This is a genomic window from Nostoc sp. MG11, from assembly GCF_014904695.1.
Taxonomy (GTDB): domain Bacteria; phylum Cyanobacteriota; class Cyanobacteriia; order Cyanobacteriales; family Nostocaceae; genus Komarekiella.
This window is the reverse complement of record NZ_JACXXN010000001.1, coordinates 1-16,068: the sequence shown is the minus strand read 5'-3', so window position 1 is coordinate 16,068 and position 16,068 is coordinate 1. Positions and strand designations below refer to the sequence as shown.

Sequence of the window (16,068 nt, the reverse complement as noted above, 5' to 3'; positions counted from 1 at the left end):
TTTTTTTGTTATTAAATACACTTTATTAACCAAATAATTACCGTAAATATTATCCTTTTTACAGATACTTAGCTATAATTAGTGGTTTTTCTGAGGAGAAGAACACACTAACTACTGAATGTGTCAATATTGTTATGATTCCATAAATAAGTAACTGACCTAAATATCCACATTTAGTCAGCGAAAAAACTCTTAGAGGAGGAATTGCCCTTGTCTCGTCGATATTTATTTACCTCTGAATCAGTCACCGAAGGTCATCCAGATAAAATCTGCGATCAGATTTCTGATACTATTCTCGATGCCTTACTAACACAAGACCCCAGCAGCCGTGTTGCTGCTGAAGTAGTAGTTAATACTGGCTTGGTGCTAATTACAGGTGAAATTACCACCAAAGCAAATGTGAATTACGTCAATCTCGCCCGCAAGAAGATTGCTGAGATTGGCTATACCGATGCCGATAATGGCTTTTCTGCCAATAGCACTAGCGTTTTAGTAGCTTTAGACGAACAATCACCTGATATTGCTCAAGGTGTGAACACCGCTCAAGAAACCCGCGAGCAGGATAGTGATGAACTATTCGATAAAATTGGTGCAGGCGACCAAGGGATAATGTTCGGCTTTGCCAGCAACGAAACCCCAGAACTGATGCCCTTGCCCATCTGTCTCGCCCACCGCATTGCTCGCCGCCTTGCAGCAGTCCGCAAAACAGGTGAATTGCCATACTTGCGCCCCGATGGCAAAACACAAGTAACAGTGGTCTATGAAGACGGACGTCCGGTGGGTATTGATACTATCCTAATTTCAACCCAGCATACAGCAAGTATTGGGGAAATAAAAGATGAGGCGGCGGTGCAAGCCAAGATTAAACAAGACCTCTGGTTGGCGGTGGTCGAACCTGTTTTTGGTGACATTGAAATTAAGCCAAGTCAGGAGACACATTTTTTAGTCAACCCCACCGGCAAATTTGTCGTTGGTGGCCCCCAGGGAGACTCTGGTCTGACAGGACGGAAAATAATTGTTGATACCTACGGTGGTTATTCACGGCATGGTGGCGGCGCTTTTTCTGGCAAAGACCCCACCAAGGTAGACCGTTCTGCGGCCTATGCTGCTCGCTATGTGGCGAAAAATGTTGTCGCCGCTGGGCTGGCAGATAAATGTGAAGTCCAGCTAAGTTATGCCATTGGTGTAGCGCGACCGATGAGCATTTTGCTGGAAACCTTTGGTACTGGCAAAGTAGATGATGAAACCTTGCTGGAATTAGTTAAGCAGAACTTTGAACTGCGACCGGCGGGGATTATCCATACCTTCAATTTACGCAACGTACCAAATGAACGAGGCGGACGTTTTTATCAGGACGTCGCGGCTTACGGTCATTTTGGACGGACGGATTTAGACTTGCCTTGGGAACGCACCGATAAGGCAGAATTGTTGAAACAAGCGTTAAATGAGTCATTTTCAGTAGCGATCGCTCAGGCACTCACTTAAAAATATCGCTACCGCAAAATCCTAGCATATTATGTATGAGGGTATTGGCAACTTAACAACTTGTCTATGCCCTCATTTTTTTATAGCTAGCGGAATATTGAAAAGTGGATAAATAAAGGATATTAAAATCGCACCTTGGGAATAGCTTCATCTATGCTATTTAGCTGAAATTTTCGAGTTTTATAGGTATAGTAGCATCTGTTTTTTTCATAACCGAGATATACCTTTTGCTAGAAGAATAATAACCTTTTTATAGTTAGGGTTTACTTATGTTCAAAATAGCTAGTTGGCTGAAAAATAGATAAAATCTTCCTAGATTTTATTACTAAAACCTATAGCTCCGTTCGCTCGATTAATTACAGGTAGAAGCTAAGTTTAGCTTTTAATAGCAGCAGATGAATTTGGAGTAAGCCAATTATCTCCGCCAAAATTGAGAAAAGCATCAACAATCAACTAATGGAGTATTTGCATGACAAATTTGATTTCTAGGACAACGACTTATATTAGTTCCTTGCTGAAGGGACTTCAGGTAAAACGTTTTTTAGCTGTTGTCTTAGTTGGTTTTTTACTACTGACAACGAATGCTACTCCTGGGCGTGATAACACAGGTTTAAAAGAGAGAGTTCGCGAACAAATAGAGCAAAACGATGCCCAAAGACCAAAAACAGTAGGGCAATGGAATAAAGAAGCTCGTGAAACAGAAGGTTCTCCTGGCAAACGTCTTCAAAAGATTGGACAAGAGTCAGCAGAAGCCCTTAAAGAATTTGGGTCGGGCTACGTAGAGGGTGCTCAAGAAACTGCTAGTGATGTAGGGGATAGTGCAGCAAAAGCAGGCAAAAATATCTCTAACAAAGTTCGCTAAATGCTTTTAGTCTGTCAAAATAACTTTGGCAGACTACTAAGAATAATCTTCAATATTTCCGTGTTTCGAGTCTTTCAAAAAGCCAAGTTGTCTACTTAAAAGACTAAAAGCCATATGTAGCAAAATTTTTACGACATTGCATACAGTTCAATTCATAAAATTAACTAAGGTTCAACGCCAATAAGGAACCCTCTACCTTAATGATGTGAAGTCTAAAAGGTAGAGGGTTTTGATTTGTCTTGATGTTTTTGTAGCAGAGGTTTAGGGGTAACACTTGTAAACAACCAGTTTCTCAGATTTAAAATCGGCAAAAACCATTGTTTTAGTTATTCCAACCTGTCTACGTTAGATGAGCCTAGTCCCAATCTGGAATCTGTGCATCTTCACCACCAACACCGATTCCAGTGTTATATATTTCAGCATCAGTGATATTAAGATTTTCCATTGATGCTTGATATACATTGGAATCATAAATCTTAGCGCGAGTAAAATTTACCCCGTTGAGATTGGCTTGCTTCAAGTTCACATTGGTTACATGAGCTGATGTTAAGTTAGCGCCTGCTAAGTTAGCACCAGTTAAATCAGCACCTTCGAGGTTTGCTTCTGTAAGGTTGGCTCCTTGAAGATTCGCTCCTCGCAAGTCAACACCAATTAAATGAGCACCACTAAGGTTAACCCCTGATAAGTTGCACTGAATACATTCCCTAGTTGAAAACAGCTTTTGTAAGTCCTGCGGATTTTCAGCTCTAACTGCGCTAGCGAAAAATAGGGGAGTTGCTAAGGCTAGAGGTGCTAATAGCTGGAGTTTCATAATATTTCCCCCTTGATTATCAAGTTGCGTCCGTTCTTTGCCTCACAGCCCTATTATCTCACCAAATTCCTTGGGGACACAGATTGACCTTGCAAGCTTATTATGATATGTGACAGCTATATTCGTGATGCCAAAAAAAGTATTGATTCTGTTTTTGGGTTATTTATCAGCTATAAAGCTTGAAAAACAGCCACTATTAAATCACTGTTAAATATTTTTTATAGCTTGCACCACTCAGCTTAATTTAACTAGGGCTAATGAGTATTTTTACTTCACCAATTACCCATTTGGTATAGCAGCTACCACAAATAACTAAGTCGTTAGAAATTCTCGCATATACTGATTAACTAAATCAGGCTGTTCTTGTTGCACCCAATGGCTACAGTTGGGTAGGTACTTAATTTGAAAATCCTTAACATAGGCTTCAGTGCCGTAAGTTAGTTCCTTACCAAGTGCGGTATCCTTTTCACCCCAAATCATCAACGTTGGTACTTCCAAAACGCCCCAGTTTTCATTGGAAATTCTCTGTTGAAAAATATTGCGGTAATAGTTCAACATTGCTGTAAGGGCCCCGCGTTTGGCAGCAGAATTTTTATAAGCGTCAATATCCGCTTGGGTAAAAGCATTTTTGTTAATTGCCATACCTTTAAAAGCTGTTTCAACTGCTTGATAATCTGAAGATTGTAGGAATAATTCCGGTAATAACGGTAGTTGAAATAAGAAAATGTAGAAACTACGTAGCAACTGTTGAGGAGTGCGTAAACCTTGGGCAAACTTAGCCGGATGAGGCAGATTGAGTATAATTAATCGTTCTACCATACTTGGGTAATCATAAGCAAAATTCCAAGCGATCGCACCACCCCAATCATGTCCAACTAAAACACAATTCTGGTATCCTAATCCTCTAATTACTCCCTCAATATCTTTAACAAATTCATTCATTACATAAGCTGATTGCTCTTTTGGTTTATCACTGTCGTTATAGCCACGTAAGTCAAGAGCGACAACTTTAAAGTCTTTAGCAAATTCTGATATTTGATGCCGCCATGAGTACCAAAACTCAGGAAAACCATGCAACATCAGCATCAAAGACCCTTCACCTTGGGTAACATAGTGTAGTTTTACCCCATTGGTATTTATATATTCGTGTTTCCAAGAAGATTCATTTACAAACACCATTAATACTACTCCATCCGTAAAAAAAATTATCAAAGTCTACAAGAAATATTTTTATTATCATGTCTTTTTAAATGCCACAACATCTATTGATAGAAAGCATTATGGCGGTAATTTTTTATAGTAAAGTCTCTGCATAACTCTCCTTTAGATAGATGTAGATTTTAGATAAATATTGCTAAAAACAATATCATGATTCCATCCAACTACCATGACAAAACAGCTGACACACTACCCTTCAATCTGGGTTGAGCGACTGGCACGACTCGGTTATGCTTCCAAGGGAGTAGTTTATGGTATTGTCGGATTATTAGCAGCACAGGCAGCTTTTGGCACAGGTGGTAGAACGACCGATACAAGAGGTGCTTTACAAACACTTTTAACTCAACCATTTGGTAAATTGTTACTGGCTCTGATCGCAATTGGCTTAATTGGATACGTGCTTTGGCGATTTGTGCAAGCAATAAAAGACCCAGAAAATAAAGGTACAGATGCTAAGGGATTGGCACAGCGAATTGGTTATGCAATCAATGGTTTGATATACGCGGGTTTAGCGTTTAGTGCTGTGCAACTTATCCAAGGTTCAGGCGGTAATAGTAATAGTAATTCTACCGACGATTGGACGGCTCGCTTACTTTCTCAACCCTTTGGTCAATGGTTGGTGGGAACTGTCGGGGCATTTATAATTGGTATGGGTTTCTATCAGTTTTATAAAGCCTTTACTGCCAAGTTTCGCAGAGAACTCAATTTAACCGAGTTAAGCGAGACAGAACGCAAGTGGGTAACAGGTATTTGTAGATTTGGTTTGCTGGCAAGGGGCGTTGTGTTTTGCATTATTGGCTGGTTTCTGATTCAAGCCGCAAGACAATTTGATGCTAGCGCTGCTGGAGGTTTAGCTGAGGCATTACAGACTTTGGCACAACAACCTTACGGTTCATGGCTTTTGGGTATTGTCGCGTTTGGTTTAGTTGCCTACGGGATTTATTTGCTAATTCAAGCGCGGTATAGTCAGCTGGTCACAGGTTAAAAATAGCGGTATCTCACAACAAGTTGCTACGGATCTACGCATTGTTTTTAGTTATGCTTAGATATGGCAGAAATACGCGGTGTCTGGCTTACCACTACCGATAGTAAAGTTCTCAAGTCAAAGCAACGCATTGCCGAGGCGATGGACTTCCTTGTTGAGACGGGTTTTAATGCAGTTTTTCCCGTTGTTTGGAACAAGGCAGTAACCTTGTATCCTAGTCAAACTATGCAGCAGACTTTTGGGGTGGAAATTGACCCTATGTGCATAGGTCGTGACCCGTTAGAAGAACTAGTGTTAGAGGCGCGGCGAGTTGGACTGAAAGTTATCCCTTGGTTTGAATACGGCTTTGCTAGTTCATATAATTTGAATGGTGGTATACTTTTGCAGAGAAAGCCGGATTGGGCTGCCCGTGACTGCAAGGGTAATTTATTAAAGAAAAATGGTTTTGAGTGGTTGAATTCCCTCGACCCCCAAGTACAGGAATTTCTGTTGAATTTGGTACTGGAAGTTGTGAAAAATTACGATATTGATGGCGTACAAGGTGACGATCGCTTTCCTGCGTTACCCTGTGAAGGTGGCTATGATCAGGTAACTGTCACACGCTATCGCCAGCAATTTCATCACAATCCGCCACAAAACCCCAAGGATTGGCAATGGTTAAAGTGGCGTGCAAACATTCTCACTGACTTCTTGGCGCGTCTTTACCAGGAGGTAAAAGCGGTTAATCCTAACTTGCTAGTATCAATGGCTCCTAATATATATGATTGGGCATTCAAAGAATATCTGCAAGACTCACCCACATGGCTAAAGCGGGGACTAGTCGATATTATCCACCCGCAGATTTATCGTCGTGACTTTAGGAGTTATCAGGCGATCGCTGATAAACTAGTAAACCAGCAGTTCACAGATGCGACGTTGCCGAAATTAGCACCGGGAATATTGATGAAGCTTGGCAGTTATTGTATTAGTCCAGAATATCTAGTGCAGGCAATTGAATACAACCGCCAACTTGGTATTCAAGGGGAAATATTCTTTTTTTACGAAGGTTTGCGAGAGAATAACAATACCCTGGCTAAAGTTTTACGAAATGGCACCTATAATAAGTCTGCGTCATTTCCAAGTTTGTCATATTTGAGTAGAGATGGTGTACGTGAAAACAAATCATCTTCAATTTGGCAAGGGGTGGAGAGGTTGTTAAAAAATATTTTTTAAGGGACAAAGTGCGTGGAATATCAATTGCAGATAGAACGAGTAATAAAAACTCTCAAACATGATTTACCAACACTTTTTCAAAAAGATATCTCTTATGACATATATACACAAGATATCTACTTTCAAGACCCTGTAAATAAATTCAAATACAAATTCAACTATCGCATTATATTTTGGACTTTGCGATTTCATGCTCGACTATTTTTTAATCAAATTTATTTTGATGTACATGAAATATACCAGTCAGATGAAGACACTATTTTAGCCAAGTGGACAGTTCGTGGAGTTTTACGTGTTCCTTGGCAAGCAGGTATATTTTTTAATGGATACTCAACTTATAAACTCAACCGAAAAGGTTTGATATACGAGCATATTGACACTTGGGATCGCAAACCAGGAAAGATTTTAAAGCAGTTCTTTAGAAAGGGAGAAGATAGCTAATTAGCAGCTATATATTTCCCTTTTAAAGACTAAAAGGAAGTCTTCCTCTATTAATTAAAGAAACAATAGTAATTAAAGATCATTTATAGTGTTAGCTTGTATCAAATTTTGTTTAGGGAAACAGACCAGCAAAAAATTACTATAAAAAATATCAAATCTGGAGACAAAAGTCATTTAATTCTGTCCTAAAAAAATTTTTATATAACTAATTTTTCTATAAAGCTTTACATATTATTTATTTCCTTATAAAAATTTTATATATAATCTAGTTAAACTCTGAGTAATAATATTAAACTTTATAAAGTCAAATTCAACTCTGGTTTTACCAATTAGAAAAGCACTATTTTATCTAAAACTATTGATACTCTGTGTTCTCGAATTTTGAGGAAATTTTAAAAAATTTGTATTTATGGGGAAACCTACCCAAAAATACTTCACAGACACGCACAGCGTTTACAAAGAATAGATGCAAATGGTAAAACACGAATTATATCCTGATTACGAAAATAAAATAATGGCTAATATAATAATTTCAGACTTAGAGCCTATTGATGTAAACCCATTTATAAATGGCCTGGCTCCAGCGCAAATAGATGATTTATTGGGAGGAGATATTAATATTCAGATAATCGCTATCAATTACGGCTTTAATCCCTTGCTCAACATAATTGGAGGCCCGTATAGCGTTTATGATAATAGGGCTGATGGTACAGACTATTCAAGACAATTAACAGTTGGTTCTGTTTTTAGCTATTAATAACTGATTCGGTTTTGTTGTAAAAACTTAAGTATGAGCAAAAATAAGTTGTAAAACTATGTTTCATCAAACCTACTCTTCATTATTAGCCTAAACTTTAGTTTCTATATTTGCTCAGGTTGAGTTTTTGGGTTTGTGAGCTATTGATTTGAGAGGATTCAGTTGTTGGCTAATTAGTTGCACTATGTTTTAAATCTTCTGCTGCTTCCTGAATGTCTTTAGCAGAATTCTGAAAATTTTCTCCTGCTTCCTGAATATCTTTGGCGGAATGCTGAAAATCTTTTCCTGCCCCCTGAATCTCTTGAGCAGAATTCTGAAAATCTTCTCCTGCTTCCTCAAGTTTGGTTACTGTTTCTGATGGTATTACAACACCTTCTGCTCGCTGGATAATATCATCAGCTAACCGTTCGCTAAAACCAACTACAAATGCAATTGAAAAGAAGAAATAATATTTAATATCAGTATTTCTTGGTTCTTCAGATGACTTAGGAACTTGTATAGTTGAGATAATATTAGAGTTAATAATTGTAAAAACTAAGATGCCAAATGCTGTTCCAATCAAAGGCTTGGCAAAGCCAACTAAAATAGGAGCAGCTGAGCCTTTATAGTCACTATCCTGGTATTTTTTCAGTCGAATTAGGATGCTAATAATACTACCAAATGTTCCAGCAAAACCAGCGACCATTACCAAAGTAGATCTTTCAAAGAATAGTTGTATTTGACTTGGTTTAACTTTTGCTTTTTCATCTATAACATTAGAGGATTTCGGCACAGTGTTACTATTTTTCAATGCTTCTGTTAGCGAGTCTATCTGGGTCAATGTTGTTACTGCAACCGTGATCATGAAAACTCCTATTACAATTGAATAGATTGGCATTGCCATTGCAAGCCCCAGTAGAATTTTGGTCGGTGCTGACCATTCTCGAACAGCTTGCTTGAAAAAGTTTTTTATCAGACCTAGAAATGTTTTACTGTTGATAAAATATTCAATATCGTGTCTTATATTTTTAGCAAGAACTATTTTTTCTTGCTTCATCATTAGCAGAAAATACAAAGCCACTTTAGCTGATTTGAGCTTTGATTGTAGAGTGATACATTCAGCTATACTTTTTGGTTTACTATTTTGAACTTTTAAAATGTATTCTCCAAAGCGCTGTAAAAGTGATATTTGACTAGCAATTTCTTCCTGAATATTCTCTTTTAAATTTTGTAACTCTACTTGTTGAAGTTTATTTTGTATTTCTTCAAGCAGTTGATAAATTTCTTGTTGTAGGTCTTTAAGGATACTTTGGCATTGCTCCTGGATATCTTTGTGACTCATAAGCCTATTTTCCCTTGAGATATTTCTGATGTGTTTAGCTTGATGTAATGTTTTCGGTGTATAATTTAGTAACTCAGTTAGGCAATAGCTGGATTGTTATTTTTTAAATCGAGTTAGAGTGATTTGTAATTATTTATTTAAGTAAAATATTAGCTTAAATTTCATATTTCTCAAGTTTAAAAACTCATATGAAAACTAATATTAAACCTAATATCAAAATATATTTTACTTATTGACGTATTGACGAAAGTAATAAATAAGTAATGATTTTTATGAAAAGTACCATTTTATACAATATCAGTTCGTGTGCAAGTTTCTTGATTAGTTGTTAGAAGTTGGAAGTAATTAGCGATCTCACTCAAAAACCCTTACTTCAGAGCAGATCCAGCGATATTAGGTGATCAGCTATGCAGTTCCCTTGCGATCGCGCAATATCTCCGCTTATATTATTCGCTGCTAGCCTTCATCGTCCACTTGGCTAAAGTTCTCAAAGACAACTGGAAAAATGACTCTTACTTTTAACTTAGACATTTACAGTCAATTGCTGTCTCAACATCAACCTCGGATTATCAAGACAGAAGAGGAAAACGATAAGTTTTTAGAAACTGTTGAAGAACTGCTTTTTCGTTCTCATCTGACTCCTGAAGAAGATGCTTTGCTGGAATTATTTAGTAAAACTGATTGAAGATTTTGAAGATAAGCACTATCAGCTTCATGTTTCAACACCTTCCTTAAGACTCAAGCATTTGATGGAAGCTAGGAGTTGGGAACAAGCTGATTTAGTACAAATTATTGGATCGAGCGAGATTTTAGCAAAAATTATTGATGGCGAGTTAGAAATAACGGAAGAACAAGCTGAGGCTTTGGGAAAGTTTTTTCACGTTGATGGAAGTTTGTTTATTTGTTGATTTTCTAGATGGTCAAACTATAGAATAAGCTACAGAGGAATGACAAAATGATTTACTAGGTAATAAAATTATAGAAGAAATGTAGTGTGCAATAACCTTGTTTAACTTTCCCCAATACCGCCAAATCTCGACAAAACCCTCAAAGACTAATTAATCTGAGGATTTTACTGTAGAGAACTAGCTATATTGCTATAATCCCGCCCTCTCAGAGCCAAATGTGGTGTGGGTGTTGAGCCGATCTCAAAAGTACCGTAGGGAGGGCAGTTAAACCAATAATGTTTTCCCACCAATTGGTTGATGATATAAAGTCATTAGCTGGGTAGCATTTAAAGTTTCTACGGCATAAGCTTTTCCTGTTAAGTCGCTGAATTCTACTTCAAAAACTCCAGGTTCATATTCTTCCACAATCGTTCCTACTTGACCGCGATGCAATCCCAATTCTGGTAAGTCTTCGGTTAGGGCAACCACATCTAATAATTTCATTGGTATTACCTCATTGCTTAGATTACATAACAGGTGACTAGGCGGGGGAAGCCTTCATTATTACGCACTATCCAAACGCTTTGAATAATTGCTTGTTTATCTGAACGATTTAGAGGAAAATCAATGATATATTTTTGACCGTATGGATTCCTTTTACCAGGGATAGCATCATAATTTGCTACTGCTTGTAAAAGGATCGCTTGTAATTCTTCCGCATCATCTAAATTTAAGTCTAGTGCAGATTTAAATACACGGGCTTTGTGTTTTCCCTCTGGATGTTCTGGGTTGAGACAGTAACCCGCGATTTTATCTATTTCAACGATAGCGCATTCACGGTTAGGAAGTTTCATAATACGTTTGCTACACAACCTTCTCCGCTTTTTTCACCTGGATATGACCTGTATGTAATACACCCTACTCGGAAAAGACTAAGATTTCATCGCCGGATACTGTTTCAAAACCTGCTGCAAATATTGCCCAGTATAAGACTTGGGATTAGCTGCAACTTCCTCCGGTGTGCCTACAGCAATCAATTCTCCGCCTTTATCGCCACCTTCTGGCCCTAAATCTATCACCCAATCGGCACAACGAATTACATCTAAATTGTGTTCAATTACTAAAATTGAATTGCCTTTATCTACCAAACGTTGCAATACATCTAATAATTTATGAACATCGTAAAAAGATAACCCTGTTGTCGGTTCATCTATTAAATAAAGTGTCTTACCTGTGGCGCGTCGAGATAGTTCAGTTGCTAATTTTACCCGCTGTGCTTCACCACCAGATAAGGTAGTCGCAGGTTGACCAAGTTTAATATAACCCAACCCTACATCAAATAAAGTCTGCAAACGGGCGACAGCTTTAGGAATATTTTGAAAAAACTCTAAACTCTCCTCAACTGTCATGTTGAGAACATCAGAAATGGACTTGTCTTTATACTTTACCTGCAAAGTCTCACGGTTGTATCTTGCACCTTTACAAATTTCGCATTGTACGTAAACATCGGGTAGAAAATTCATTTCAATGACATTCACCCCCTGTCCGCTACAAGCTTCGCAACGTCCACCTTTAACGTTAAAAGAAAATTGTCCGGGTTTGTAACCCCTAGCTTTGGCTTCTACTGTTTGGGAAAACACATCTCGCACAGCATCGAAAATACCTGTGTAAGTTGCAGGGTTGGAACGTGGTGTACGTCCAATGGGGGATTGATCTATGACGATCGCTTTATCAATAGCATTTAATCCCTGTATCTTATCTAACTCTTTAGGTAAGGGAACTTTCTTAGTTAAATGGTGTTGCAGAGATGGGTAGAGTAGTTCGTTAATTAGCGTAGATTTACCAGAACCAGAAACACCAGTAACGGCGACGAGTTTACCTAGTGGGATTTCTACATCGATATTTTTTAAATTGTTGCGATTAGCACTTTTAATTACTAAACTGCGTCCATTTCCTTCTCGACGTTCCTCTGGTGTGGTAATTACCCTCCGTCCTGATAAATATGCACCAGTTAAGGAATTTTCTGCTGCTAGCAACGCCTGGAAGTCACCTTGAGCAATAATATTTCCGCCGTGAATTCCTGCACCGGGGCCAATATCAACTATGTGGTTAGCTGCGCGAATTGTTTCTTCATCATGCTCAACCACAATTAATGTATTACCTAAATCACGCAACTTAGTTAAAGTTTTAAGCAACCTGCCATTATCTCGTTGATGTAAACCAATACTCGGTTCATCTAAAACATAGAGAACTCCTGTTAAACCAGAACCAATTTGTGTTGCTAAGCGGATTCGCTGTGCTTCGCCACCTGAAAGCGTCATTGCTGGACGGTCAAGGGTCAGGTAATCTAATCCTACATCTAGCAAAAATTGCAATCTAGCTTTGATTTCTCTGAGTACTAAATCAGCAATTTGTAACTGGCGATCGCTTAACTTAAACTGATCAATTCTCTCCCGACAATCTCGAATTGAAACCCCAGTCAACTCTAAAATTCCATATTGTCCCAACTTCACCGCCAAGGCTTCTGGTTTTAATCGCTTTCCCCCACAAACCTCACACGGTTGATCAACTAAATAATCCTCTAGCTTTTGCTTAACCATCTCTGAAGCACCCTCATACTGTCTTTGCAGTATGGGAATTACCCCTTTAAAATTCTGCTTTTTATCTCCCTCTTTAGTTTGTTCTCCATACAAAACTATCTGCTGCTGTTCTACTGTCAGCTTGCTCCAAATAGTCTGTAATTCAAACTCATAAGCTTGTCCCAAACTGTAGAGTAATTCCAAATAGTAAGAATTATCTTTTTCTGACCAAGGCGCGATCGCAGCATACAATGGTGACTCTGGGTCAGGTACTACCAAATCAGGCGAAAATCTTTTTAAAGTCCCGATCCCATGACAGTGAGGACACGCACCATAAGGTGAATTAAACGAGAACAATCGTGGTGATAATTCCTCCATCACCGCCCCATGTTCTGGACAAGCAAAATTTTCCGAAAATACTAATTCTTCTTCGTCATTTGTCATTTGTCCTTGGTCATTTGTTTGCTGCTGATTATCACCAATGACAATGTTCGCAATACCACCTGATTGCTTGAGACACGTAGAAAGAGAATCAACTAAACGCTCTTGGATACCAGGTTTTTTTACCAAGCGGTCAATTACAACTTCAATGGTGTGAGTAAAATTTTTATCTAATTCAATCGAATCGGACAGTTCTCGCACTTCGCCATTGACACGCACACGGACAAAACCTTGAGATGCCAAACTAGATAACAGCTTGCGGTGAGTACCTTTTTTACCTCTGACAACGGGGGCGAGGATTTGGAAACGGGTGCGATCGCCCAGTTCCATAATCCGATCAACCATCTCATCAATTGTCTGGGGTGAGATACAGCGATCGCAAATCGGACAATGGGGTTCACCAGCGCGACCAAACAGCAGCCGCAGATAGTCATAAATCTCTGTTACTGTGCCGACAGTGGAACGGGGGTTATGAGAAGTTGACTTTTGGTCAATGGAAATTGCTGGACTTAAGCCTTCAATCGCCTCCACATCCGGCTTATCCAATTGTCCTAAAAATTGCCGCGCGTAGGCACTGAGGGATTCCACATAGCGCCGCTGACCTTCAGCGAAAATGGTATCAAAAGCTAAGGAAGACTTGCCCGAACCAGAAACGCCAGTGAATACAATTAGGCGATCGCGCGGTAATTCCAAGTCAATATTCTTCAGATTATGCTGCCTAGCACCCCGAATCCGAATGGTATTCTGGCTGTTATGGTCGGGGTAGGGAAGATGTCCATTTAGAGATTCGGCTAGCTTTGGATCTGACATATCGGCAGGCTGATGGTGAGAGGCGGCGTGAAACAGTCCTTAATAATACTATCTTTATTACGGTTATGGTAGAACAATCGTACTGTTTTTAGTGGTGATCGCTCCAGATTCATGCCGCAGACATCCTCCTCTATCTGCTAATTTGGAAGCAACACGATTAAACATCCTTCTAAGGGCGAAGCTATGGTGTTTCAAATCCAACCACAGACTCATCCAGAGGTTATCTACCCAGATTGTGACGGACAACCAGTGGCGAATAATACTATACAGTTTCGCTGGATAGTCGAGATTCAGCAGAATTTAGATTGGCTATTTGCTGAAGATCCTAACGTGTTTGTTGCAGGAGATTTGTTTTGGTATCCCGTGGAGGGACGTAACACCATTGTCAACGCCCCGGATGTCATGGTGGTATTGGGTAGACCAAAAGGCGATCGTCTCTCCTACATGCAATGGAAAGAAAAGGGAATTGCACCACAAGTGGTGTTTGAAATTCTCTCTCCTAGCAATACACCAAATGAAATGGACAAAAAATTACTTTTCTACGATCGCTACGGCGTGGAGGAGTATTACATTTATGATCCTGATAAGAACAACTTGCAAGGTTGGTTGCGTGGAGAAGACGGCTTAGATGTCATCCCTCAAATGACAGATTGGGTTAGTCCTAGATTAAAGATTCGCTTTGTTTGGTCAGCAGAAAACTTGCAACTTTATCGTCCTGATGGAGTGTCTTTTCTAACTTACACAGAGATTTCCCAGCGAGTAGAACAAGAAAAACAACGGGCTGAACAAGAAAAACAACGGGCTGAACAAGCAGAACAGGCTAGAAGGGATGCCATACCCCGATTATTGCAAATGGGCTTAAGTGTAGAACAGATTGCCCAAGCTTTGAGTTTCTCAGTGGAAGAAGTGGAAGCAGTTGCTCAAGAATAATTTTTGGATCTGTACTTGAAATATTGTAATTATGCTAGCCAATGCAGCCAATTATTGAGTTTGTCAGTGGAAAAAGTGCGATCGCTTGCTCAACAATAATTAATTTTCTTTGGGATTAGTCAGTGCGATCGCATTTACAACTAAAGAAAGTAGCAATAAATATCTTTGCAGTGAGTAAATCCAACATCAAAACTCGGAAGTTCGTGCTCGGAACTCGGAAGTTCGACCTTTTTGCTCGGCCATTCGTGTTCAGAACTCGGAAGTTCGACGTTTTTACTCGGCCATTCGTGCTCGGAACTCGGAAGTTCGACCTTTTTGCTCGGCCATTCGTGTTCAGAACTCGGAAGTTCGACCTTTTTGCTCGGCCATTCGTGTTCGGAACTCGAAACACCGAGATCTGAACTGCGATATCTTCGATGGGCTTCGCCTACGCGTCTCTTTGTTATCAAGCGATGTCTACGACGGGCTACGCCTACGCCTTGCACTCTACATTTAAGCTTAGTGTTACAGCAGGCGATCGCATTCCTACAGCAAATTTCATTTTATTTGAATACGCGGCAATGCCTTATCCCTAGTCAAGTACTGCAAGAGCCTCATTCATCCTCAAAGGTGTTTCGCCTGTTACTGCTTCTTGCATGGCTCGATAAAGTCCTTCGTCTTCAAGAGCTTCTAACAAGCGCTGATATTCCTCAAACTCTAAAACAACCTTGAGAACTTGACCTTTTTTATCTGTGATTAACTCCTGAACAAAGGGATATTCTTCAGCTTTCATAGGTCATTGCACAGAGTAATTACCTTTTACTATAGAGCGATGTCTACGACGGGCTACGCCTACGCCTCACACTCTATATTTCAACTCAGGATTACAGCAGGCGATGTCTACGACGGGCTACGCCTACGCATTTTCTCATGGCGGAGCGCTCATTTTCTTAACTATGGGAAGGCGTAGGTTGGGTTGAGGAACGAAACCCAACACCCAAAAAGCTTGTTATTGTTGGGTTTCACTTGGTTTAACCCAACCTACAATTATTTTTCTTTAACAGATAGCCTCACACTCTACATTTAAACTCAGGATCACCACAGGCTTGCCCCCTCATCATTTCTTCCTGCAAAGCTGCCTATCGCTATCACTCAAATTAGGCGCATAAATTAAATAGTTATGCAACCACCGACAACCCCGTGCTAGTAATTGCTCCAAGCTTTCCACATTCCAGGCATAAATAGACACAACTCGCGCTGTGTTGTCCCAGGAGGCGGTGAGGATGCGCTGCCCATCCGCGCTAAAACTGGCAGTTGTGACCCTACCCTCATGCCCCTGTAACTTGGCAA

Annotated in this window: 19 protein-coding genes; 11 read left to right on the top strand and 8 right to left on the bottom strand. The window is 39.6% G+C overall.

What is annotated here, in order from left to right; all coding sequences use genetic code 11:
- Positions 1 to 210: 210 nt before the first annotated feature.
- Positions 211 to 1,485, top strand: a complete 1,275-nt coding sequence (gene metK / locus HCR01_RS00085; RefSeq protein WP_193193370.1) for a methionine adenosyltransferase — start codon at positions 211 to 213, stop codon at positions 1,483 to 1,485.
- A 469-nt stretch (positions 1,486 to 1,954) separates the two neighbouring features.
- Complete coding sequence (locus HCR01_RS00080; RefSeq protein WP_193193368.1) at positions 1,955 to 2,347, top strand: hypothetical protein; 393 nt, start codon at positions 1,955 to 1,957, stop codon at positions 2,345 to 2,347.
- A 355-nt stretch (positions 2,348 to 2,702) separates the two neighbouring features.
- Here HCR01_RS00080 and HCR01_RS00075 read toward each other — a convergent pair whose 3' ends face one another.
- A complete protein-coding gene (locus HCR01_RS00075) occupies positions 2,703 to 3,158 on the bottom strand; it encodes a pentapeptide repeat-containing protein (protein ID WP_193193366.1) in 456 nt (151 codons plus the stop codon).
- A 312-nt stretch (positions 3,159 to 3,470) separates the two neighbouring features.
- A complete protein-coding gene (locus tag HCR01_RS00070; RefSeq protein ID WP_226889007.1) occupies positions 3,471 to 4,337 on the bottom strand; it encodes an alpha/beta fold hydrolase in 867 nt (288 codons plus the stop codon).
- Positions 4,338 to 4,545: 208 nt separating this feature from the next.
- Between HCR01_RS00070 and HCR01_RS00065 the strand changes: the two genes are divergently transcribed.
- The 4 genes from HCR01_RS00065 to HCR01_RS00050 all read left to right on the top strand — a co-directional run bounded on the left by HCR01_RS00065 (position 4,546) and on the right by HCR01_RS00050 (position 7,771).
- On the top strand, positions 4,546 to 5,361 hold the full coding sequence (locus HCR01_RS00065; protein ID WP_193193364.1) for a DUF1206 domain-containing protein: 816 nt from the start codon (positions 4,546 to 4,548) through the stop codon (positions 5,359 to 5,361).
- Between the two features lie 63 nt (positions 5,362 to 5,424).
- Complete coding sequence (locus tag HCR01_RS00060) at positions 5,425 to 6,573, top strand: glycoside hydrolase family 10 protein (protein WP_193193362.1); 1,149 nt, start codon at positions 5,425 to 5,427, stop codon at positions 6,571 to 6,573.
- A 12-nt stretch (positions 6,574 to 6,585) separates the two neighbouring features.
- Positions 6,586 to 7,014, top strand: a complete 429-nt coding sequence (locus HCR01_RS00055; RefSeq protein WP_193193360.1) for a DUF2358 domain-containing protein — start codon at positions 6,586 to 6,588, stop codon at positions 7,012 to 7,014.
- 472 nt (positions 7,015 to 7,486) lie between these two features.
- Positions 7,487 to 7,771 (top strand): hypothetical protein, encoded by a 285-nt coding sequence (locus tag HCR01_RS00050; RefSeq protein ID WP_193193358.1) that lies wholly within the window; start codon positions 7,487 to 7,489, stop codon positions 7,769 to 7,771.
- Positions 7,772 to 7,940: 169 nt separating this feature from the next.
- On the opposite strand, the gene HCR01_RS00045 is transcribed toward HCR01_RS00050, so the two are convergent.
- Entirely contained in the window at positions 7,941 to 9,092 is a 1,152-nt protein-coding gene (locus tag HCR01_RS00045) for a hypothetical protein (RefSeq protein ID WP_193193356.1), read from the bottom strand.
- Positions 9,093 to 9,597: 505 nt separating this feature from the next.
- On the opposite strand from HCR01_RS00045, the gene HCR01_RS38285 reads away from it, so the two are divergent.
- Both HCR01_RS38285 and HCR01_RS38280 read left to right on the top strand, forming a co-directional pair.
- Entirely contained in the window at positions 9,598 to 9,777 is a 180-nt protein-coding gene (locus tag HCR01_RS38285; protein ID WP_226889005.1) for a hypothetical protein, read from the top strand.
- Positions 9,743 to 10,000: a helix-turn-helix domain-containing protein gene (locus HCR01_RS38280; protein WP_226889004.1), complete on the top strand. Its 258-nt coding sequence runs from the start codon at positions 9,743 to 9,745 to the stop codon at positions 9,998 to 10,000. Before HCR01_RS38285 ends, HCR01_RS38280 begins: the two co-directional genes overlap by 35 nt.
- A 264-nt stretch (positions 10,001 to 10,264) precedes the next feature.
- On the opposite strand, the gene HCR01_RS00035 is transcribed toward HCR01_RS38280, so the two are convergent.
- The 3 genes from HCR01_RS00035 to uvrA all read right to left on the bottom strand — a co-directional run bounded on the left by HCR01_RS00035 (position 10,265) and on the right by uvrA (position 13,809).
- Positions 10,265 to 10,483, bottom strand: coding sequence for a DUF4926 domain-containing protein (locus tag HCR01_RS00035; RefSeq protein ID WP_193193355.1), 219 nt, complete (start codon positions 10,481 to 10,483; stop codon positions 10,265 to 10,267).
- A gap of 17 nt (positions 10,484 to 10,500) precedes the next feature.
- Positions 10,501 to 10,833 carry a DUF6883 domain-containing protein gene (locus HCR01_RS00030; protein ID WP_193193353.1) on the bottom strand — a complete coding sequence of 111 codons (333 nt, stop codon included), beginning with the start codon at positions 10,831 to 10,833 and terminating at the stop codon, positions 10,501 to 10,503.
- 78 nt (positions 10,834 to 10,911) lie between these two features.
- Positions 10,912 to 13,809 (bottom strand): excinuclease ABC subunit UvrA, encoded by a 2,898-nt coding sequence (gene uvrA, locus HCR01_RS00025; protein ID WP_193193351.1) that lies wholly within the window; start codon positions 13,807 to 13,809, stop codon positions 10,912 to 10,914.
- A gap of 183 nt (positions 13,810 to 13,992) precedes the next feature.
- Here uvrA and HCR01_RS00020 point away from each other — a divergent pair, with 183 nt between their 5' ends.
- Both HCR01_RS00020 and HCR01_RS39795 read left to right on the top strand, forming a co-directional pair.
- Positions 13,993 to 14,739 carry a Uma2 family endonuclease gene (locus HCR01_RS00020; RefSeq protein WP_193193349.1) on the top strand — a complete coding sequence of 249 codons (747 nt, stop codon included), beginning with the start codon at positions 13,993 to 13,995 and terminating at the stop codon, positions 14,737 to 14,739.
- A gap of 452 nt (positions 14,740 to 15,191) precedes the next feature.
- Entirely contained in the window at positions 15,192 to 15,314 is a 123-nt protein-coding gene (locus HCR01_RS39795; protein ID WP_264299869.1) for a hypothetical protein, read from the top strand.
- On the opposite strand, the gene HCR01_RS00015 is transcribed toward HCR01_RS39795, so the two are convergent.
- A complete protein-coding gene (locus tag HCR01_RS00015; protein WP_193193347.1) occupies positions 15,311 to 15,511 on the bottom strand; it encodes a hypothetical protein in 201 nt (66 codons plus the stop codon). The genes HCR01_RS39795 and HCR01_RS00015 overlap by 4 nt on opposite strands.
- 39 nt (positions 15,512 to 15,550) lie before the next feature.
- On the opposite strand from HCR01_RS00015, the gene HCR01_RS00010 reads away from it, so the two are divergent.
- Positions 15,551 to 15,688 carry a hypothetical protein gene (locus HCR01_RS00010; protein ID WP_193193345.1) on the top strand — a complete coding sequence of 46 codons (138 nt, stop codon included), beginning with the start codon at positions 15,551 to 15,553 and terminating at the stop codon, positions 15,686 to 15,688.
- A 147-nt stretch (positions 15,689 to 15,835) separates the two neighbouring features.
- Here HCR01_RS00010 and HCR01_RS00005 read toward each other — a convergent pair.
- The coding region (locus tag HCR01_RS00005) for a hypothetical protein (protein WP_226889003.1) at positions 15,836 to 16,068 on the bottom strand (233 nt) is incomplete at its 5' end.